Origin of the sequence: Mesorhizobium sp. M8A.F.Ca.ET.181.01.1.1 (genome assembly GCF_004792025.1) — a bacterium.
Taxonomy (GTDB): domain Bacteria; phylum Pseudomonadota; class Alphaproteobacteria; order Rhizobiales; family Rhizobiaceae; genus Mesorhizobium.
Genome location: NZ_SRTV01000001.1, coordinates 201568 through 223031, shown reverse-complemented (window position 1 = coordinate 223031; position 21464 = coordinate 201568). Strand labels below are relative to the sequence as shown.

Annotated in this window: 17 protein-coding genes; 7 read left to right on the top strand and 10 right to left on the bottom strand. The window is 63.6% G+C overall.

What is annotated here, in order from left to right; genetic code table 11:
• Positions 1-11: 11 nt before the first annotated feature.
• Both EN824_RS01010 and EN824_RS01005 read right to left on the bottom strand, forming a co-directional pair.
• Positions 12-737: a gamma-glutamylcyclotransferase gene (locus tag EN824_RS01010; RefSeq protein WP_135931714.1), complete on the bottom strand. Its 726-nt coding sequence runs from the start codon at positions 735-737 to the stop codon at positions 12-14.
• Positions 738-889: 152 nt separating this feature from the next.
• A complete protein-coding gene (locus EN824_RS01005) occupies positions 890-1798 on the bottom strand; it encodes a LysR family transcriptional regulator (protein ID WP_135931713.1) in 909 nt (302 codons plus the stop codon).
• 98 nt (positions 1799-1896) lie between these two features.
• On the opposite strand from EN824_RS01005, the gene EN824_RS01000 reads away from it, so the two are divergent.
• The 3 genes from EN824_RS01000 (at position 1897) to EN824_RS00990 (ending at position 6299) form a co-directional block, all read left to right on the top strand.
• The gene (locus tag EN824_RS01000) at positions 1897-3120 is read left to right on the top strand and encodes an MFS transporter (protein WP_135931712.1); all 1224 of its coding nucleotides are present in this window, start codon (positions 1897-1899) and stop codon (positions 3118-3120) included.
• 52 nt (positions 3121-3172) lie between these two features.
• Positions 3173-3865, top strand: coding sequence for a DUF2270 domain-containing protein (locus EN824_RS00995; RefSeq protein WP_135867364.1), 693 nt, complete (start codon positions 3173-3175; stop codon positions 3863-3865).
• 100 nt (positions 3866-3965) lie between these two features.
• A complete protein-coding gene (locus EN824_RS00990; RefSeq protein ID WP_245520927.1) occupies positions 3966-6299 on the top strand; it encodes a cation:proton antiporter in 2334 nt (777 codons plus the stop codon).
• Positions 6300-6310: 11 nt separating this feature from the next.
• On the opposite strand, the gene EN824_RS35045 is transcribed toward EN824_RS00990, so the two are convergent.
• From EN824_RS35045 to EN824_RS00965, 6 genes are all read right to left on the bottom strand, one after another.
• The gene (locus tag EN824_RS35045) at positions 6311-6454 is read right to left on the bottom strand and encodes a hypothetical protein (RefSeq protein WP_167531334.1); all 144 of its coding nucleotides are present in this window, start codon (positions 6452-6454) and stop codon (positions 6311-6313) included.
• Positions 6455-6565: 111 nt separating this feature from the next.
• Positions 6566-7447 (bottom strand): ABC transporter permease, encoded by an 882-nt coding sequence (locus tag EN824_RS00985; RefSeq protein WP_135931711.1) that lies wholly within the window; start codon positions 7445-7447, stop codon positions 6566-6568.
• Positions 7444-8403, bottom strand: coding sequence for an ABC transporter permease (locus EN824_RS00980; protein ID WP_135931710.1), 960 nt, complete (start codon positions 8401-8403; stop codon positions 7444-7446). Before EN824_RS00980 ends, EN824_RS00985 begins: the two co-directional genes overlap by 4 nt.
• A gap of 8 nt (positions 8404-8411) precedes the next feature.
• Positions 8412-10049 (bottom strand): ABC transporter substrate-binding protein, encoded by a 1638-nt coding sequence (locus tag EN824_RS00975; protein ID WP_135931709.1) that lies wholly within the window; start codon positions 10047-10049, stop codon positions 8412-8414.
• Positions 10050-10089: 40 nt separating this feature from the next.
• The gene (locus tag EN824_RS00970; protein ID WP_135931708.1) at positions 10090-10863 is read right to left on the bottom strand and encodes a DUF427 domain-containing protein; all 774 of its coding nucleotides are present in this window, start codon (positions 10861-10863) and stop codon (positions 10090-10092) included.
• An 11-nt stretch (positions 10864-10874) separates the two neighbouring features.
• Complete coding sequence (locus EN824_RS00965; protein ID WP_135931707.1) at positions 10875-12227, bottom strand: LLM class flavin-dependent oxidoreductase; 1353 nt, start codon at positions 12225-12227, stop codon at positions 10875-10877.
• Between the two features lie 190 nt (positions 12228-12417).
• On the opposite strand from EN824_RS00965, the gene EN824_RS00960 reads away from it, so the two are divergent.
• Positions 12418-14244, top strand: a complete 1827-nt coding sequence (locus EN824_RS00960) for an ABC transporter ATP-binding protein (protein WP_135931706.1) — start codon at positions 12418-12420, stop codon at positions 14242-14244.
• 48 nt (positions 14245-14292) lie between these two features.
• On the opposite strand, the gene EN824_RS00955 is transcribed toward EN824_RS00960, so the two are convergent.
• Positions 14293-15126: a methyltransferase domain-containing protein gene (locus EN824_RS00955; protein WP_245520926.1), complete on the bottom strand. Its 834-nt coding sequence runs from the start codon at positions 15124-15126 to the stop codon at positions 14293-14295.
• Between the two features lie 276 nt (positions 15127-15402).
• Here EN824_RS00955 and EN824_RS00950 point away from each other — a divergent pair, with 276 nt between their 5' ends.
• Positions 15403-15843, top strand: a complete 441-nt coding sequence (locus EN824_RS00950) for a DOPA 4,5-dioxygenase family protein (protein WP_135931705.1) — start codon at positions 15403-15405, stop codon at positions 15841-15843.
• A gap of 72 nt (positions 15844-15915) precedes the next feature.
• Positions 15916-16884, top strand: a complete 969-nt coding sequence (locus EN824_RS00945) for an ornithine cyclodeaminase family protein (RefSeq protein WP_135931704.1) — start codon at positions 15916-15918, stop codon at positions 16882-16884.
• Here the strand turns inward: EN824_RS00945 and greA are convergent.
• Positions 16881-17363, bottom strand: coding sequence for a transcription elongation factor GreA (greA, locus tag EN824_RS00940; protein ID WP_135931703.1), 483 nt, complete (start codon positions 17361-17363; stop codon positions 16881-16883). The genes EN824_RS00945 and greA overlap by 4 nt on opposite strands.
• A 358-nt stretch (positions 17364-17721) precedes the next feature.
• Here greA and EN824_RS00935 point away from each other — a divergent pair, with 358 nt between their 5' ends.
• Positions 17722-21357: an ATP-binding protein gene (locus tag EN824_RS00935; protein WP_135931702.1), complete on the top strand. Its 3636-nt coding sequence runs from the start codon at positions 17722-17724 to the stop codon at positions 21355-21357.
• Positions 21358-21464: the final 107 nt, after the last annotated feature.

The following is a 21464-nucleotide window of genomic DNA, read 5'->3' as shown; positions in this document are numbered from 1 at the left end:
GATGGTGATGGCTAGATGACGTGTCCACGCCCGATCTCCTGCGCCACCAGCTCCTGCAGCTGCCACAGATTGCGGTCGCGTATGCCGCAGGCGTCGAGGTGGCGGATCGTCTCGAACAGATATTGCGCGCCCGAGCCCCAATGGCCAACAGCACTCGCCAGCGTTGCGGCGACCGCTGGCTTGTCGAGCTTGCCGGCATAGCGCGAATTGGCGGGATCGACGACGAAGCCGAGCGCCCGGCTCATCCCGCCTTCGGTCCTCACCCGCAGCCAGCGCGGCACGTTGACGGCGGGCAGGATGGTCATTTCGCGGCGCAGCAGCGCCTCCAGATTTTCGGCTACCGGCTCGGCGATCTCGAACACCATGCCCTGGCATTGGCCGCCACGGTCGAGCGCCATCATCAGGCCGGGCCGCTCGAGCGTGCCGCGAAAGCGCTGTACGGTGAAGCAGAACGATCGATGCCAGCCCCGCGCCACCGCCCGTTCGCCGCCCCTCACCTCGCCGGCCGGCTTCCAAAGCAGCGAGCCATAGGCGAACAGTTTCAGCGGCCCGGCCGGTGCCGAGGCCAGGATCTCGTCGCGAAACCGCGCATAATCCTGGTCAGTCATATAGACCATGCCCGGCGTCGGCCCGGCATCCTCGACAACGCGCATGGTGCGCGCCACCAGCGCCTCGGTCAGCGCCATCGGTGACTTCCGCGCGGGTTTGCGCGGTGCGGCGGAAATCGGCTTGTTCATTTTCGTGCCTCGGCCACGGCAGCCATGTTGCCGAAGGCAAAGGGATTCTCAAGAGCCATAACCGTTTGAACCTGGAATCGGCACTTGAGCAATTCCGCGCAGCAGCCTGATCGGATTCGAGAAATTCTGGCGAAATTCAACGTCCCGCGCACCTACGACACCAGCGGCATCGGCACCTTCAGCCCGTCGATCAGTGCGTCGCGGAACAGCGCGATCGGACGCGCCAGCCGCCCGGCCGGCGGACGGTGCAGCAGCCAGGCGCGCACTTGCGGCTTGAAGTCGGGGCAGTCGATCACCTCCACCGCGTCGCGCCAGCGGCTGTCGGCGAAGGCGCCCGGGGTGACGATGCCGATGCCGTGGCCGCGCGCCACCAGCGACATTCTGAGGTCGACGCTGAGCGCCTCCACCCCGACCTGGAACGGCAGCCTGGCGGCCTCGAGACTCTGCCTTATGAAGGCGCGAAAACCGCAGCCGTTTTCGTTCATCACCCAGGCGAAGCGCGACAGGTCGGCGAGCTTCGCCGGTTTCGGCACGCCAAGGCTGGGGGACGCGACCAGCAGCACCGATTGCGCGCCGAGATCGTCGCAGACCAGTTCGTCCGGCGGCGCCAGGCCTTCGGCAAGGCACACCGCCACCGCGTCGAGCTCGCTGCGCGCCACCTGCTCCACCAGCCTTGGCGACCAGCCCGAACTGACGCGCAACGTCAATTGCGGAAAGGCGGCGCGCAGGCTGTCGAGCGGCAGCGCAAGTGCTGCATCCGAGAGATAGGGCATGATGCCCAGCCGGAACTCGCCCTTGACCTCGCCTTGCGGCGAGACACCGGCCTTCAAATCCTCCAGCGAACGTAGCACGCGGCGGCCATGCTCATAGGCCTCGCGTCCGGAGGCGGTCGGCTTCAGCGGCTTCGACTGGCGGTCGAGAAGTGCTGTCCCCAGCCCGTCCTCGAGGTTCTGGATGCGGCGCGTGACACCCGGCTGGGTGAGGTTGAGCCTGGCCGAGGCGCCGACGATCGAGCCGGTTTCCACAACGGCGACGAAGGCTTCGAGATCATGGATGTTCATGCGCACCTCGCATAATCATTATCAAATTGATTGAATTGTAGCATGATGAAGCTTTGGCATAAAGTCCTTGCACGATATGCAGCTTCATTGAGGACTTCATGCTCGATACCAATGACGGCCAAACAGCCGGCCGGCTTCCGGTTCAAACCATCACCGGCCCGCAGACGCTGCTGTTTGCCGCCGCCACCGGCATCATCGTCACCAATCTGTTCGCGCCGCAGACACTTGTCGGGCTGATCGGCCCGTCGCTCGGCGCTGGCGCCGCGAGCGTTGGCCTTGTCGCCATGGTGACGCTGCTCGGCTATGCCGCCGGCCTGTTCTTCCTGGTGCCGATGGCCGACCTCGCCGAGAACCGCACCCTGATCCTGCGCATGCTGGTCGCGGCGGCATTGGCGGCCGGCGTGGCGGCGCTGGCGCCAACCATCGCCTCGCTGCTGATCGTCCTGTTCGGGCTCGGCGCCGCCTGTTCGGCGATCCAGATTCTGGTGCCGATCGCCGCCTCGATGGCCCCGCCCGGCGAGGCAGGCCGCGTCATCGGCGACGTGATGAGCGGGCTGATGATCGGCATCCTACTGGCGCGGCCGTTGGCCAGCCTCGTCGCCGACGCCTGGGGCTGGCGCGCCTTCTACGGCCTCAGCGCCGCCGCCCTGACGCTGCTCGCCATCGTGCTCGCCTTCACGCTGCCGCGCCGGCGGCCGGTGGCGAAATCGTCTTATGGCAAGCTGATCGCTTCACTGTTCCATCTGCTGCGCGAGGAGCCGGTGCTGCGGCGCCGCGCGCTGACGGCGGCGCTGGTGATGGCGGCGTTCAGCCTGTTCTGGACGGCGGTCGCCTTGCGCCTCGCGCAGCCACCCTTCGGCCTTGGCCAGCGCGGTATCGCGCTGTTCGCTTTGGTCGGCGCCGGCGGTGCGGTGGTCACGCCTTTGTTCGGCCGCGCCGGCGATCAGGGCTGGACGCGATCCGCCACCATCTTCTGTCATCTCGTGCTGATCGGCGCGCTGGCGCTGGCGGCCTGGGCCGGCTCCTTCTTGTCCGCAACGTCCTGGACGCCGCTCGTGCTGATGGGCATCAGCGCCGTGCTGCTCGATATCGGCGTTACCGGCGATCAGACGCTCGGCCGCCGCGCCATCAACCTGCTGCGGCCCGAGGCGCGCGGCCGCCTCAACGGCCTGTTCGTCGGCATTTTCTTCATCGGCGGCGCCATCGGCTCATTGCTGGCCGGTGTTGCCTGGGCCCGGGCCGGGTGGCCGGCGGTCTGCGCCATCGGCGGCGCCTTTGGGCTCGTCGCACTGCTAGTCGACTGGATCGGCGGCCCGGAATGACCGCCTGCCGGAACGACATTGCCTCATAAGCGTTGTCGGCTGGGAGGAAGTCATGAACGATGCGCCGGCAACGCCCGTCGGCAGACCGCTTTCGCCAGGCGAACTGGTCACCGTTATGTCCCATTTCCATCGCGCCGAGATCGCCCGCATGGCCGGCTGGCGCGACCGCCTCGACCGCACCAGCAATTGGGCGATCACCGTTGTCGCGGCGATGCTGTCCGTGTCGCTGTCGACGGCCAGCGCCCATCACGGCGTGCTGCTGTTCGCCATGCTGCTGGTGCTGCTTTTGTTGTGGATCGAGGCGCGCCGCTACCGCTTCTTCGACGTCTACCGCGCCCGCGTGCGCCAGTTCGAGCGCCATTATTTCGCGCAGATCTTCTCGCCGCAGCCCGATTTCGCCTCCGACTGGCTGCTGGTCGTCGGCGAGAGCCTGCGCACCCCAAAATTCCTGGTTTCGCAGCGCGTGGCGCTGGCGCGCCGTCTGCGCCGCAACTACGTGCACATGATGCTGATCCTGCTGCTCGCCTGGATCCTCAAACTGTCGACCCCGAGCCTCATCGATCAAGGCGTGCCGGTCGGCTTTGTCGGCACAATGCGCGAGGCCGTCGGCGCGGCGGCGCTCGGTCCCATACCGGGCGCGGCCATCGTCGCCGTGGTTGCCCTCCTCTATGCCGGCCTGCTGGCGGCCGCCTTCCTGACGCCAGGCGACGACGGCGAACTCTCCTTCGGTAACGTCCACGTCTGACCTCGATGCCGGACGCCAACAACTCGCGACGGATGGCTGCAACGCAAACGTCGGCCGCGCGTTGTGATGGTCAGTCCGCGGCGGCGTCTTGAAGGGACCCATGATCCATCCATCGGCAACGAGGCCGCACGGTACAGCGGCCGCCCTTTCGCTGGCCATTTTCGTTCTGGCGCCGGCAAACCACGCGCTGGCCGCGCAGCCGGCCGGCCACGCCTCGGGCATCGGCGGCTCGGCGGAGGGATTATTCGTCGCCGAGATCGTACTCCTGCTTCTGGTCGGCCGTGGCCTCGGCGAAATCTTCCAGCGCTATGGCCAGCCGGCGATCATGGGCCAGCTGATCGGCGGCATCCTGCTCGGGCCGTCGCTGTTCGGCTGGATATGGCCGGACGCCCAGCATCTGATCTTCTCCACCGATCCCGCGCAGAAAAGCATGATCGATGCCGTCTCGCAGCTCGGCATCCTGCTGCTTCTCCTGCTTACCGGGATGGAGACGGATCTGCGCCTCGTGCGGCGGGTGGGCGCGGCCTGTTTTTCGATCTCGATCACCGGCGTCGTCGTGCCCTTTGTCTGCGGCTTCGCGCTGGCGCAGGTGCTGCCGGATTCCCTCCTGCCCGAGCCGGGTGAGCGCATCGTCGCCGGACTGTTCCTCGGCACGGCGCTGTCGATCTCCTCGGTCAAGATCGTCGCCATGGTGGTGCGCGAGATGAACTTCATGCGCCGCAATCTCGGCCAGGTCATTGTCTCCTCCGCCATCATCGAGGACACGATCGGCTGGCTGATCATCGCCGTCACCTTCGGCATCGCCACCAATGGCAGCCTGCAGGTGCTGCCGCTCATCATCACGGTGGTCGAAGTGGCGCTGTTCATGGTGTTTTCCTTCACCATCGGCCGCCGCCTGGTCTTCACCCTGATCCGCTGGAGCAACGACTCCTTCCGCAGCGAGTATGCCGTCGTCACCGTCATCATCATCATTATGGGCGTGATGGCGCTGATCACCAATCTGATCGGCGTCCACACCGTGCTCGGCGCCTTCGTCGCCGGCATACTGGTCGGGGAATCGCCGATCCTGTCCGACCACATCGAGGGCCAGCTGCGCGGCGTCATCACGGCGCTGTTCATGCCGGTGTTCTTCGGCATGGCCGGCTTGTCCGCAAACCTCACCGTGCTTGCCGACCCGACGCTGGCGCTGCTGACGCTGGCGCTGGTGCTGATCGCCAGCATCGGCAAATTCTCGGGCGCCTTCCTCGGCGGCCGGCTGGCCGGCATGTCGCTGAGGGAGGCCATCGCCGTCGGCAGCGCCATGAACGCGCGCGGCTCGACCGAGGTCATCGTCGCCTCGATCGGCCTGTCGATGAACATCCTGTCCCACAATCTGTTCACCATGATCGTCACCATGGCCGTCATCACGACGCTCGCCATGCCGCCAATGCTGCGCTGGGCGCTCGGCCGGCTGCCGGTCGGCGATGCCGAAAAGCAGCGCGTCGACCGAGAACTGCTCGACGAACGCGGCTTCGTCTCCAAACTGGAGCGATTGCTGCTGCTCGTCGACGACAGCCCGGTCGGCAAGTTCACCGCCTATCTCGCCGGGCTCGTCGGCGGCGGCACCGGCATGCCGACCACGCTGCTCCACCTCGAGGACGGCAAATTGCCCGGCCCTGCCCGCGACAAAGGCCCCGAGCGGGCCTCGAAACAGGTCAAGAGGGGAGCGGCCAGAAGCGCCAGGGCTGTCAGCAAGGCCGAGGACACGCCCGTCGACAAGATCCATCTCACGGCCCGCGCCGAGCTTGAAGCCACCACCGAAACGATCGCCGCCGAGGCGCGCAAGGGCTACGGCCTTCTGCTGGTTGGGCTCGACAACGCGCTGACCGGCAAAGGCACCTTCAGCGGCACGCTGAACGATATCACCAGCGGCTTCGACGGCCCGCTCTGCCTGGTGCTGAATGGCGCCAAATCCAGCGGCAGGATGCCGATGCTGCGCGCCGGCGCGACCATTCTGGTTCCCGTCAACGGCACCGAGGTCGCGCGGCGCGCGGCTGATTTCGCGCTGGCCCTGGCGCGGCCGCACCGGGCGCGCGTCAAAGTCCTTTATGTCTCGCAGGCCCGCAAGGGCAGCCGGCCAGGCTCGGTTTCGCACCGCCGCGAGGAGGCCGTGCTCAAGGATGTCGCCGATCTCGCCGACCGCTATGGCGTCGCCGTCGAGACCGCCATCAGAACGCGCGCCACGCCCGACCAGGCGATCGCCAGGGAAGCGGCCAAGGGCGCGGCGATGGTGGTGATGGGCGTCACCCAGCGGCCGGGCGAAGAGCTGTTCTTCGGCGACACGGCGACCGCCGTGCTGGCCGCCGTCGCCTGCCCTGTCGTGCTTCTGGCGAGCGATCGCGTCAGGCGAGCCGACGCCGGCGCTGAGGAGGCGACAGCCGAGACCGGCGCCTGATGTCTATGGTCCTATAGGCCGAGGAACTGCCGCCCGATCAAGTAGCCCAACGCCGCCGCGACGAGCGGGAACAGCGCCGGCGCGACCCTGCTGAACAAGGAAATGCTCGTGTCCTTGGGCGGCACATAGCGTGCATTGCCGAGATTTTTGGTCATTGCGTACCCCACGCGCACCGATAATTAGCAGATGCTTATTGATGCATGGCCGAATTAACGGGTTGTAAAGAAATTCGATCGAATAGCCGACCATTGCATGGCGCCCACAGCCTATTTGTCGCCTTGTTCGAAAGCGCCGATGCCTTGCGCGATGAGGTTGGTGGCCATGACCAGCGAAATGATCGCCGCCGAATTGAACACCACCACCCACCATTTGCCGCCGGTGAGGAAGCCGTAACCGTCGGCGATCGCCAGCCCCCAGTCGGCCGATGGCGGCTGGATGCCGAGGCCGAGGAAGCTCAGCGTCGCGATCGAGAAGAAGGCGTAGCCGAGCCGGGTGATCAGCTCGATCAGGATGGTTTCCCGGACGTTGGGCAGGATTTCCAGGAACATGATCGCCAGCCGCCGTTCGCCGGCAAGCCGGGCGGCGCTGACATAGTCGCGCTCGCGCTGTTCGCGCGCGGCGGTGCGCACGGTGCGCGCCACCAGCGGCGCATAGGCAAGGCCGATCACCGCGATGACGGTGAGGTTGGACGGGCCGATCGCCACCAGCGCCATCGTCACCAGCACGATGAAGGGCAGCGACATGACCGCGTCGAGCAGCCGCGCGCCGACGGCATCGACCAGGCCGCCAAAGGTGCCGAGCACCAGGCCGATGACGCTGCCTGAAGCAACACCCGCCAGCGTCGCCAGCGGCGCCACCAAAAGGATGTCGCGCGAGCCGACGATGATGCGCGAGAGCACGTCGCGGCCGAGCTGGTCGGTGCCGAACCAGTGCACCGCGTCGGGCGGCGTCATCATCGACAGGAAATCCTCGGCATAGGGATCGAACGGCACGAACAGCGCGCCGAACAGCGCGCAGGCGACCCAGAACAGCAGCACCACCGAACCGATCGCGGTCGACGGCGCCACATCGGGCATCACGCCGCGCAACCGGCCGATCCAGGAGAGCCTGATGTCGCCGCGCGCCGGGGATTGCGCCAGATCGGTCATGGCGCGCTCCGGCGGCGCTGGCGCGGATCGAGCAGCGCCTGCAGGAGATCGCCGATCGCGGCCGTCGACACGAAGATCGCCGCCATCACCAGCACGCCGGCCTCGAGCATCGGGAAGTCACGCGCCTTGGCGGCGCTCAACACAAGATTGCCGAGCCCCTGTATGCCGAACAGCGCCTCGATCACCACCAGGCCGCCGAGCAGGAAGCCGCTCTGCGTGGCGATGACGGCGACTGTCGGCACCAGCGCATTGCGCAGCACGTGCTTGAACAGCACTTGCGAGGGGCTCAAGCCTTTGAGGATGGCGGTGCGGGTGTAGTCGGCGCCACGCGCCTCGATCACCCCTGCCCTGGTCATGCGCGCGACATAGCCGATCAGATTCAGCACCAGCGGCAGCGCCGGCAGGATGAGGTAGTAGCTGGTCCTCCAGAAGCCGGAGGCTTGCGGCGCCGCGCCCGTGATCGGAAACCAGGCCAGCCACAGGCCGAAGACCATCAGCAGCAAAAGGCCGGAGACGAAGTCCGGCACGATCGAGAGCGAGACGCCGGTGAGCACGATCAGCCGGTCGACAAGGCTCCCCGGGCGCAGGCCGGCGGCGACGCCGGCGCCGATGCCGATCGGCACGAGAAACAACAGCACGACGCCGGCGAGTGCGGCGGAGTTCCTGATGCTCTCCAGCACGAACGGCGCCACCGGCGCGCGCATCGACAGCGACTGGCCGAAATCCCCCGATATCGCCCGGCTGAACCAGTGCCAGTATTGCGCAAGGATCGGCTGGTCGGTGCCGAGCTTGCGGTTCAGTTCGGCGACCGCCTGCGCATCGGCGAACGGGCCGAGCATGACGCGGCCGACATCGCCGGGCAGCACCTGCCCGGCGAGGAAGACCAGCGCGCTGACCAGCCACAGCGTCAGAAGCAGCGAACCCGCGCGCGCCGCCAGGGGCCTGACGACCGCCATCGAGGCGATCACACGAACGACACCTTGTCGAGCAGCAGATGCGAGATGGCGGTGAAGCGCACGCCCTCGACCTTGGAGGAAACGATGCGGCTGTATTGCGAGAAATAGCTGATGATCAGCGGCGTCTCGTCGAGTAGCAGCGTCTGGATCTTGCCGGCGGCGAGCCGCTGCGCCTGCAGGTCGCGCGCCTTGCCGTAGTCGATGAGCAGCGCATCATAGTCCGCATTGTTGAAATGCGCCGCGTTCCAGGCGCCCGAACTCTTCAGCGTCGCGTTGAGGAAGATGTCGGGCGTGCCGCGATGGCCGAAATCGGTGATGCCGAGATTGGAGTCCAGCCACGGCGAAGAACCGAATGTCGCCGAGCCGTAATAGGCATCCTGCGGCAGCACGTTAAGCTTGATGTCGATACCGGCCTTTTTCGCGAAATTCTGGATGATCACCGCATAATCGGGAATGTCATAGGCGCGCTCGGTGGTCAGCGTCACTTCGAACCCATTGGGCACGCCGGCCTCGCCAAGCAGGCGCTTGGCCTCGGCGATGTCCTGCTTGCGCTGCGGCACAGACGGATCGGCCGAGGGGAAGATCGGCGCGAAGGGCGTGTCGTTGCCGACGATGGCGCGGCCCTTGAGCAGGCCCTTGACCACGGCCTCGCGGTCGATGGTCAGCGCCAGCGCGCGGCGGATGCGCTTGTCGGTGAACGGCGCCTGGTCGGTTCTGAGATGCGCCGGATCATGCGAACTTGCCTGCACGCTGAGCAGCTTGAAGTTGGGGTTGCCCTCGATCGCCAGCTCCAGCCGCGTGGTGCTCGGGATGACGTCGAGCTGGCCGGCCTGCAGCGCCAGAACCTGCGCCTGTTCGTCGTCGAAGAACTTGATCTCGACGCGGTCGGGCAGCGCCTTGTCGCCCCAATAGTCGGGGTTGCGCACGAAGCTGGCGCCCTGCTTGGGGCGGAAGGACTCCAGCTTGAACGGGCCGGTGCCGTTGAAGGTCTTCTCGAAATCGCCGGCATAGTCGGCCGGCACGATGACGGCGTTGTAGACGTCGGAGGAGACATAGAACGGGAAGTTGCTGTTGGACTGGTCGAGATCGAAGGCGACCGTTTCATCGTCGACGACCTTGGCGCCGCCCTTGGAGAGGATGCCCTTATAGGCCGACAAGGCCGAGGAGCCGCTGGCCGGGTCGACAAGCCGTTCGAAGCTTGCAACCACATCCTTGGCGGTCACGGTGCGGCCGTCGTGGAATTTGACGCCTGGCCTCAGCTTGAAGGTCCAGCGCTTGGCGGTCTCGTCGGCTTCCCACGACAAGGCAAGCTTCGGCTGCAGCCCGTCCTTGGGATCGTCGAGGATCAGATACTCGCCGACCTGGCTGATCACGCCGATGCTGGCCGGATCGGTGATGGTGACGGGATCGATCGCCTTGGTCGGCTGGCCGAGGCCGACGCGCACCGTGCCGCCGGCAGTCGCCGCGCGCGCCGCGCCTGGCGTGAACAGCCCCTGCGAGGCGGCAAAGCCGGTGAGGCCGAGGAGTGCCGCGTATTTCAGCAGGTCGCGGCGCTTGAGAAAGCCTTGCGCGTATTCGTCCACCGCGACATTCCAGATGTCGCCGGATTGATCGCGCAGAAGATCGATGTCGGAACGTTTCGTCATTGTTTTCCTCTCTTGATTTGAATGGCTTTGAAAGGGAGCGTCAGGCGGGCTGGCCGTCGAGATGGATGCGGTCGACCCCCTGCGGATAGAAGGCGATCAGGCCCTTGATTTTCGCGACCTCGTCGATCGGCTCGCGATAGCTCCAGGCGATGTCGGGACGAACCGAACCATCCCCGAGCAGGCCCGACCAGTAGGAGGCGATGCCCTTGTAGGGACATCGCGTCGTCGAACTGGACGCCGTCAGCCGCTCCAGCCGGATATCCTCCGGAGGAAGGTAGAAACGCGTCGGCAAATGGGTCTCGAACAGCAGCACCGGACGATGGCTGTCGGCGATGATCTCGCCGTCGAACCAGACCTCGACATGGCTGGAACTCTGCAGCACGTCGATGCGGGCATAGGGATCGCGGGCGTGGACGAAGACTTCTTCCTCTTCCTCGAACCACTGGTCGACCGATTTCCAGGTGAAGGCAATGCGGCCGGCGAGCGGCGCCAGGTTTTCGTCCGGCGGCGCCGTGAATGACCAGGCCGCGTTGGCGGCGCGCTTGTCGCCGCTGTCGATGTCCCAATAGGCGGTCTCGCCGCCGACCGCGTGCGGCTCGCGATGCAGCGACGGTTTCAGCACCGAAGGATCGACCGCGGACGGCGGGAAGAAATAGATCGGCAGGAAATGGTTGGAGCGCAGCACCAGCACGTTGCGGCTGTCGGCGATGGTGCGGCCGCCGAATTTCACACGCACACGCTTGGGGCTGTGCAGCACATTGACGAGACGCGGAGCAGTGGCTTCGCGGGGCTGGAGGTTCGGCGCGGCGGTCATGGCTTTTCCTCTCAGGACACGGCGCGCTGATCGGCGCGCTGCTCGGCGAAACGGTTGGCGGGGCGGGCAAGGCCGAAACGGTCGCGCAGCGTGCCGGGCGCGTATTCGGTCGGCACCAGGCCGCGCCGCTGCAGTTCCGGCACCACCTGTTCGGCGAAATTCACCCAATCCTCGGGCAGCAGGGGGAACATCAGGTTGAAGCCGTCGCAGGCGCCGGCGACGTACCAGTCTTCGAGCTGGTCGGCGATCTGCCTGGGCGTGCCGGCCACCGTCGGCACCGAGCCGCTGTTGGCGAGCTTGCGGGCGATGTCGCGCAGGCTGAGGTTCTGCTTCGACCATTGCTTGACGCGGTTGAGCGAGGTGCGCCCGCCATTGAAGGTGCTCTCGTCCGGCAAGGGCGGCAGCGGGCCATCAGGCGGGTAGACGGAGAGGTCAATGCCGCTCCAGCTCGACAAAAGGTCGATGCCGACCTGGTCGGGCAGCAGCGTCTGCAGGTATTCCTGCTTGTCGCGGCCCTCTGCCTCGGAGGCGGCAACGATCGGCAGGATGCCGGGCAGTATCTTGAAGCTTTCCGGCCGCCTGCCGTGGCGGGCCAGCCGCTCGTTGATGTCCTGCCGGTATTTGATGCCGTCTTCGCGCGTGGAGAAGATGGCGAAATGCACGTCGGCCTGGGCGGTGGCGAAATTCTTGCCGTCCTCGGACGAGCCGGCCTGCACGATCAGCGGATGGCCCTGCGGCGGCCGCGACACGTTGAGCGGCCCGCGCACCTTGAAATGTTTGCCCTTGTGGTCGATCGGGTGGACCTTGTCGGGGTCGGCGAAATAGCCCGTCTCCTTGTCGATGAGGAGCGCCTCGTCCTCCCAGCTGTCCCACAGCGCCTTGACGATATCGAGGAATTCGCCGGCGCGCTCATAGCGGAAGGCGTGCTCGATATTGCCGTCGCGGCCGAAATTGCGCGCCTCCTCGTCCATCGCCGAGGTGACGACGTTCCACGACGCCCTGCCCTTGGAGATGTGGTCGAGCGAAGCGAACAGCCGCGCCACATTGTAGGGCTCGCTGTAGGAGCTCGATGCCGTGGTGATCAGGCCGATATGCTTGGTGACGCCGGCCAGCGCCGACAGCAGCGTCAGCGGTTCCAGCCGCGCATTGGCGTAGTGCGCGACGCCGCTCTTGACCGAGTCCCAGATCGACACGTGGTCGGCGACGAAGATGGTGTCGATCGTGGCCCGTTCCGCCGCCTGCACCAGCTCGCGGTAATAGTCGAAGTCGAGCACCTCGCGCCCCGGCGCGCGGGGGTGGCGCCAGGCCATGCGGTGGTCGCCCTGCGGGTTGAAGAAGAACGCGCTGAGGATCATGTGCGACATGCCGGTAGCCTTCCCTGTCCATGCGGAAATCGTCAGGCGCGGCGGCGTGCGGCCGTGCCCTGAAAACCTTCCAGTCGATAAAAGTTAGATTGCGCCCGGGCTTAATTCGAGTAATTTTATAGAGATTGTTCTATGTGAAAGCGGAAGCGATTGCCCCCGATCGCCGCGCGGACAGAAAGTGGTTTCGGGCATGTCCTCTTCATCGTCGTCTTCGGTTCTGAGCGTCGAGCGCCTCTCGGTTTCCTACCGGGGCGCCCGGCGCATCCATCGTGCGGTCGACGACATATCGCTCGAGATCGGCCCGGGCGAAGCGCTCGGGCTGGTCGGCGAATCCGGTTCGGGCAAGAGCTCGGTGGCGCTGGCCGTGCTGCGCTATCTGCCCAAACACGCCCGCGTCGAGGCCGCGCAACTCGCCTTCGAGAACCGCGAGATCCGCGACCTCTCGGCCGTCGAGCTCCGCCGGCTGCGCGGCGACCGCATCGCCGCCGTCTACCAGCATCCGGGTTCGGCGCTGAACCCGAGCATGACCATTGGCGGCCAGATCACCGAGACGATCCTGCGCCACCGCCCGATGCATCATGACGACGCGCAGGCGCGCGCGGCGCAGCTGCTCGGCCGCGTCCGCGTCGCCAACCCGGAGCGCGTGCTAAAACTTTATCCGCACGAACTGTCGGGCGGCATGCAGCAGCGCGCCAACATCGCCATCGCGATTGCGCTCGATCCGGCGCTGCTGGTGATGGACGAGCCGACCACGGCGCTCGACGCCAGCGTCCAGTCCGAGATCATCGCCATCCTCGACGATCTGCGCCGCGATCACCGCACCTCGATCCTGCTGATCAGCCACGACATCAACCTCATCAGGCGCTCCTGCGACCGCGTCTCGGTGATGCAGTCCGGCGCGATCGTCGAGACGGGTGTCGCCGAAGAGGTGTTCGACAATCCGCGCCACGCCTATACCAGGGCGCTGGTCGCGGCGATCCCGACGCTGACCCGCACCAAGCGCGACGGCAGGCTGGCCGAGGATGCGAGCCCCATCGACCTCGCCTCGCCCCCGCGGGCCACCGATAGCCTCCCCGCCCGGCCGCGCGAGATCGCCGTCTCCTGCCGCGGCATAAGACAGTCCTTCGGCGGCCAGCCCGTGCTGCACGGCATCGACCTCGACATCGCCGCCGGCGAGACGTTCGGGCTGATCGGCGAATCCGGTTCCGGCAAGTCGACGCTGGCTCGCATCGTCACCGGCTTGCAGCCGCCGACGGCGGGCACGGTCGAACTGTTCGGCCGCACCGTGGCGCCGCTGGTCGAGCGGCGCCAGCCGGCCGAGCGGCGCGACGTGCAGATGGTGTTCCAGTCGCCCGACCGCACGCTCAATCCGCGCCAGCGCATCGGCCGCATCCTCGGCCGGCCGCTGCGCCGCCTGGCCGGCCTGCCGCGCCGCGCCGTACCGCAGCGCGTCGGCGACCTGCTGGCCTCCGTGCGCCTTGCCCGCGCCACGGCGGAGCAGAAGCCCGGCACGCTGTCGGGCGGCCAGCGCCAGCGCACGGCGATCGCCCGCGCCTTCGCCGGCCTGCCGAGGCTGGTGGTGCTCGACGAGCCGACCTCGGCGCTCGACGTCTCGGTGCAGGCGACCGTGCTCAACCTGCTCAACGATCTGCAGAAGACGAAAGACACCGCCTATCTCTTCATCAGCCATGACCTCCGGGTCGTGCGCTATATGGCCGACCGCATCGGCGTGCTCTATCGCGGCCGCCTGGTCGAGACCGGTTCCTCCGACCAGATTTTCGCCGGCCCCAACCACCCCTACACGCAGATGCTGCTGGCGGCGTCTTCCAATGAGGGGCGGACCATGGCGGAAGCCGCCATCGAAGCCGGCCCCGATGCTGCCCTCGATGCCAGCTTTGCCGGCTGTGCCTTCGCCGGCCGCTGCCCGCTGGCGGAAGACGCCTGCCGCAAGGCCGAACCTGTCGCGCGGGAAGTTGAAGCAGGCCATGTCATCGCCTGCTGGAAACGCGCCGGCTGAGGTTCGCCGAGATAAAGCCGGTGCATCGGCGGCTTGAGCAGCCGAGCGCTAAATCCGGCAGACCGCCATGACGAAGAACTCGCGGTAGCAGAAATCGGGATCGTCGAGCAGGCGATCCGGCCGCTGCTTCAGCTCCCGCCAATAGAGCTGGTCCGCATCAGGCAGGGCGTAGCCCGGCGCGACGCTGGCAAAATAGGCCAGCAGGTCGCGAACATAGTCGCGCGTGAAGCGAGGCGCGGGAGCCCAGCGCTCGACCAGCCAGCCCTTGCGGCTGACGACCTCCAGGCCCGCCTGCCGCAGACGCGCCGGAAGCGTCGAACCGCAATCGGTGCCGAGCACGCCCCGGTCGCGAAACCCCTGCAGCCTGGCGGCCATGAAGCGCGCCAGCAGGGTCCGGTCCATGGGCAGGATCTGCAGGATGGTCGAATCGAAATCCTTGACGGCGAAGATGCCGCCCGGCTTAAGCACGCGCCTGGCCTCGCCGACGGCAAGCTCGAACTCGGCCGGCGTCAGATACTGCATGACATTGCCGGACCAGACGCAATCGAACGATGCGTCGGCGAATGGCAGCGACAGGATGCTGCCGACTTCAGTGGCGATTTCCGGCGGCTCGGGCAGCGTGCCCGCCAGCGCCTCGACCCGGCCGATGTTTTCAGGCGCGAGGTCGAGCGCGGCGATGAAGCCGGATGGGCCGACGGCCCTGGCGATGAGCGGCAGGAAACCGCCGCTGCCGCATCCGGCGTCGAGCACGCGCCAGCCCGGGCGGATACCGGCGTCGAGCAAGGCCGCCTCGTATTCGGGCCGCGACGATTCGAAATGAAGATCGAGCCAGCCGGCCTCGCTTGCTTCGTGACCGGTGGACGTTTGATTCCCAGCAGACAAATGATCACCCCCCAATGGCGCGGCAGGGATAGAAGCGCACCCGACGGCATCACGCAATGCCTTGGCGAGGCAGCGTGGAACCGACGCCGGTCTACGCCGGCAGGGACGGCTCGGTGTTGGGTTCCAGCGCTTCTTCCGCCTCATCCGGAAGCGAGGTCGAGTCCGGCCATGTCGTCGCCTGCTGGAAAGCCGCCGGCTGATCACGGCTGAAGACAAGCCGCCCGTGCTTCGGCTAGAGTTGTGCCGGGGCACGACACGGGCGAAGGGAGCATCGAGATGAGCAAAGCCAGTTCAACGCCGGCCGGGCAACCGCCCAGCCCGAGACAACTCGCCGAGATCGCCAGCTACCACGCCCATATCTATTACGGCGACGCCGCCCAGCGCCAATACGCCGAATGGCTGCGCCAGCGCATCGCCGAACGTTTTCGCGTGCGCCTGGGCAGCTGGCGCGACGAGCCGGTCGGCCCGCACGAACAGGCCATGTACCAGGTCTCCTTCGCCACCGAAATCTTCGCCACGCTGGTGCCCTGGCTCATGCTGAACCATGGCGGCCTCAGCATCCTCATCCACCCCAACACCACCAACCCCAAGCGCGACCATCTGATCGACCCGATCTGGATCGGAAAGGCATTGGGCGTGCATGGCGAGGTGCTGGGGGAAGAGGATGAGGCGGAAGAGGCGCTGGAGGTGAATACGGAGCCGACGCTGGAAGCGTGAGAGGGCGTCCAGACCCGCGATGAGGGCGCTCTCGCGCGGCGGCGGTTTGAGGATCCCATGGGGAATGACAGGATGAACAAACAACCTTTGGCCGCCGAAACCTTGCCCTATCTGTCATCGGCGCTGCTCGACCGCCTGTCGATCTCGACAGTCGACATGGTCGACGAGATCGAACGCCAGATATCAGGCCAGAGGCGGGGCGAAGTCTGGTGCGCGCCGAAGGCGGTCGTGCTGCCGGGCGACGACCGCTACATCATGGCGACGCTCGGCGTTGCATCCACGCCGCCGGTGCTGGCCACCAAGTCGCTGGTCGTCAATCCGCGCAACGCCGGGCGCGGACTGCCCACGCTCAACTCGCTGATCACGCTGCTCGACGCCGAAACCGGCCTGCCGCTTGCCCTGGTCGACGGCAATTGGGTGACCGAGAAACGCACGGCCGCCTTGAGCGCCGTCGCCGCCAGGCGCATGGCGAGAAGCGACGCGTCATCCCTGGCCTTCATCGGCTGCGGCGTGCAGGCGCGTGGACATTTAGAGGCCTTCGCCGACCTCTTCCCCCTGCGCGAAATCCGCGCCTTCGGCCGCGGCACCGCCAACCGCGACGCACTATGCCAGATGGCGCGCTCGCGCGGGCTGCAAGCAATCCCCTGCGACACGGCAAAGGCCGCGATCGAAGGCGCCGACATGGTGGTGACGACGGTGACCCTGGTGCCCAAACCGGAACCGTTCCTCGACGCGAACTGGCTGAAGCCGGGCAGCTTCACCGTGATGACCGACCAGGCCCTGCCCTGGCTACCCGAGACGATGCGCCGCTTTGATCGCATTGTCGTGGATGATCTGGAGCAGGAGAAGCAGATGCCCAAGCCGATGGTTGATCCCGGACTGGTTGTGGGTGACCTGACGGGTTTGGTGTGCGGCGATTTTCCGGGGCGGGAGGACGCGGGCGAGACCACGGCGTTTGTTTTTCGGGGGTTGGCGGTGGGGGATCTGGCGGTGGCGGGGTTGGTATATATGCGGGCGCAGGCGGCGGGGGTGGTCTGCTAGGAAATGGACAGGATCTCGAGTTCGCGCGGGCCCAGCTGGACAACATCGCCAACGGCCTTGCCGATCAGCGCGATCGCGACCGGCGAACCATGCGATATGGAAGCTTGCGCCGGGTTGGCCTCATCCTCACCGACGATGCGGAAGGTCTGGGTGCGGCCATCATCACGCGCGAAAGTAACGGTGTGCCCGAACGCGATCACGTCATGGGACGTCGGCACCGGCATGAGCTGGGCGGTGCGGACGCGTTCGGCATAATAGGTGACATCGCGAACCGGAACCGCCGACTGCCGCCGCCTCTCGTTGACATCCTCCAGCACGCTGGCCGCCTCCAGCGCCTGCCGGGCGCGCGCCAATTCATCATGCAACATCCTGAAACCCGCCCCGGTGACGAGGTTGATCCGATCGGAGATGGGTCGAGCCGGCAGGATGGTCTCCGACGCCGCCTCCGCACTTTCCTCCTTGGCAAAGGCTACGCTCAATTGGTCGCAACTCCGTGTCGAATGGTCCGGTATGGGATAACCCATAGGCGACGACAAAGCTTCAACAATTCGACGGCCGGCTCCTCCCTTGCCTTCTATGCCAGAATCGGAGGGCCGTCTTCCGGCGAAAGCTGCCGGACGGCAATGCGCCTCATCTCGGTCGTTGCGGCTGATACCGTGAGCGCCCGAAAGCTGCCAATCATCGAGACTATTTGCCTATGGCTACTTCCCGCTATAATTGCGGGCGGCGGGACTCTGCTGATCGATTCACAAATGCGGAGTTCTTGATGATGAAAAGTAGGTGTTTTCCGGCTCCTCAGTGATATTTGTCGCTTGGATCAGTGATATTTAGGTTATTATGGGCGAACTAATTCCAACATTAACAAATTGGCTGGGTGGCTGGTTCACTATTTTCGGTGCCTTCTTAGAAGGTATTGGTCGACCCGCCGTCACAAAAGCAAAATTTGTAAACCTTGCACCGACCGACCAAGCTGACAAGGACGGTGTATATTCCGAAGCTTTGCTCTTCGCGACGACAGACCCGAAGGTGAACAATATAGCGCTGACGGGGCCTTATGGTTCAGGAAAAAGCAGCATCATCCAATCGTTCCTGAAAAGATACCGAAGACCTGCACTTCACATATCTCTCGCAGCGTTCGTGAAAGAGGCCAGCCCAGGCGACAAAGAAGCTAGCACTCCAAGTCTCAAAGTGAGCCGGCAGGAGATTGAAAGAAGCATACTGCAGCAAATGCTGTATGGTGCAGATGCCAACAAACTTCCACTGTCGCGCTTTAAGCGAATTCAATCCCCTGGCGTCCTGTCGATCTTCAAATCGCTATACATCATGTTCGGCTTACTTTCGAGTTGGTACGTATTCACAAAGCGGGAAGCGATAATCAGCGGCACCTTTTTCGATCCACTCGAATTCAGCAATTGGTCTAATTTCACAATATTCGGATTTTCGTTGCTTTTTTTGTGGGTTGCCCTGCACAACTTTTATGTCGCCAGCTTTGGGCTGTCGCTCAAAAGCATCTCTCTAAAAGACATAGAAATAAGGCCAGCATCAGACAATCTCGACTCGATACTTAACCGTCATTTGGATGAAATTATCTACTTCTTTCAGTCAACCGAATATGATCTCGTAATAATTGAGGATCTGGACCGATTCGAAGATGCAGAAATATTCGTTACGTTGCGTGAAATCAACGGCTTGGTGAATGCGAACGCAGGAGTCAGGCGAACTATTCGATTTCTTTACGCCCTGCGCGATGACGTATTTGTTAATACAGACCGGACCAAGTTCTTCGAATTCGTCATTCCTGTTATTCCCATCATAAACGCTTCGAACTCGATTGATATGGTGCTGGAGCAGGGAAAGAGGCTTGAGATCGACGGTCGTCTTCAGCGACAGTTCCTTCGAGAGGTCTCACGGTATCTAGACGACCTGAGACTTATTCAGAATATCTTCAATGAATACGCCATCTACGTCGCCAATTTGGAGACCGACGACGAAAATACTCTCGACGCGAACAAGCTTCTTGCGATCCTGATATATAAGAACGTCTACCCCAGGGATTTCGAACAACTGCACCGGGGCGAAGGCAATCTCGCTGACATTCTGGGCCGCCACGATGAACTCGTTGCCCACGAGGAGGTGGCCTGTAAGGCAGAGATCGCGGAAATCGAACGAAAGATTGACGTTGCCGAAAGGCAGACACCTTCTGACCTGAAAGAATTGCGCCAAATCTACGCAATGACGCTCGTTCAGATGCTTCCCGCGAACGTCAATAGCATCAGTCTCGACGGGCAGTCCTGGATCGCACTTAACTCGCTTGTTGGGCACGACGCGTTTGAACAGTTAATCGCAGTTCCACATATTAGCTGCCGCGATGCCTATAACCGGCAGCGGATCGATATCTCCGCCTTGCAGAACGAAGTGGATAGCGAGAAAACCTACTTTCAGCGCAAGGCGGAAATTGAAAGCAAATCTGAGGCCAACAAGAGCGAGAGCGTGCAACGGATTCGCGAGCTTAGAGCGAGGGTCGCGACACTTCGAACATCCAAGTTCAAAGAACTCGTGCGTTCAAGCGCCGACCGTGTGACTGATCTTTTCGACGGCTTCGGCGAGAAGGGCGAGCTGGCTCGCTTCTTGATTCTAGAGGGCCATCTCGACGATACGTATTATCAATATACGTCACTGTTCCATTCTGGTCGGCTGTCGCCCAATGACAATAAGTTTCTGATCCAGATACGGGCGTTCTTTACTCCCGACCCCGACTTTCAGATTGACAACCCGAATGAGGTCATCGCAGCAATGCGCGAAGCGGACTTCGGGCAAAGCTATATTCTTAACGTCAAATTGGTTGACTGCCTTCTAAACGAGGCGACCCGCTACAGCGATCAGACTCGTAAGGCTTTCGAGTACATCGCGTCCCAGTTCGAAGGCTGCGAAGATTTCTTAGAGGCCTACTACGCCACGGGACGCGCCGTCCCCAAGTTGCTTTCCCGCCTGGCTGACGAATGGAGGCAGTTCGTCCCGACGGCAATTGCCAGCAAGCGCAATCTTTCCCATATCACTCAGTTGGTAACCAACCTGCCGGAACGGGCGCTAGAAACACTAGCACGCGATGGCGACCAGTTCCCTGATTTTGTCGCGGCGAAACTCCCTGAAATTCTGGCACTTGCACCTGACTTGGCACCCGAACGCCTCGAGCGCATTGGCTTCGAAATTCGAGACCTTCCGGCAATAGGGAAGTTCACCGGCATCGTGCGCTTCATGGTAAAACGGGGCCTTTTTGAACTCTCGATTGCCAATGTGGAACACATCTATCGCGAGGTTATGGGCCAGGACAATCTCATGGCGTTGCGCGAGCGCAATTACACTACGCTGCGTTCGCTTACAGATCCTGTCTTGATCACCAGGGTCGAACGCGATCTTGATATCTATCTTCGCGACGTGCTCCTTGAGCTCCCCGACAATTCTGAAGAAGATGCGGCAGCCATAACCGATCTCCTGGGTCGTGAGGGACTTGACGACGATAATCTTCGCGAATTTCTCGGTCGGCAGACGGCTCTCCTGCCAGCGCTGGAAGGTGTTCCGGAGAAATTGCACGCCACGGTATTTGAGCTGCGACGTATCGCGCCGACATGGGACAATTGTATCTCGTTCATGGGAGGCAGTGGCTTCGCGGCGGAAATCATGGTGGCCTATCTTGATCGGAAAGATGTGCGCGCCGTAATTCTGAAGCACAATCTGCGTAACGGTCCCGAGACACTGCCGCTGCGCCAATTCCTTGTTAACGCGAATGCACTGAGCGATGAAAGTTACCGAGAATATGTCCGAGCGTTGCCAAATAAGTTCAAGAATTTTCCCAAAATCGTCGATTCTTCGAAGCTTACTGTCCTCATAGAGGAGCGCAAGATCACCTTTTCAAAGGAGGCGCTTGAAAGCTTAGACATCAATACAGACTTGCCGGTCCTTTTCGTGGCAGAAAACATCGAGGCTTATCTAACCGATCCTGGAATATTCGGTCTCGACGACGTCTTCCGAGAGGGGCTCCTTCAAGCCAACATAACAGATGGGGATAAGCGCGCGATAATCGACTTGATCGATTTGAATACGCTAACGCAACTGCCCAGACGAGCGGCACTCATAGGCCCGATTCTTGACCGCACCAACGTTCGTATATCTGGCATTGATGCGGCTAAAGCGCAGTCACTTATCCTGAATTCAAGACCGGTTGAGACGCAGATTTCCCTGTTCAACAAGTTTCACTCGACTATGACGGTCGACGAAGCGCGCGAAGTGCTTGCGGCGCTTCCAGATCCGTTCTCTGACATCACGACAGGATATCACACTCCAAGATTGCCAAGATCAGATGAAAATCGTGCGTTGGCCCGATGGCTTGAGACTCGCAGAATTATCTCTTCATGGAGCGAGGGAGGTGGTTGGTTTCTGGGTGACGAGATACGCTTAAATCTCAAGAGGCGATGAAAACTGGTAGTTATACAGTTTACTAATAGACGGCAGTTTTCAATGAGATGCCATTAGATTGGTGGTTTTGGAATTCTTACCAGCGGCTAACCAGGTTGGTGGTTCTC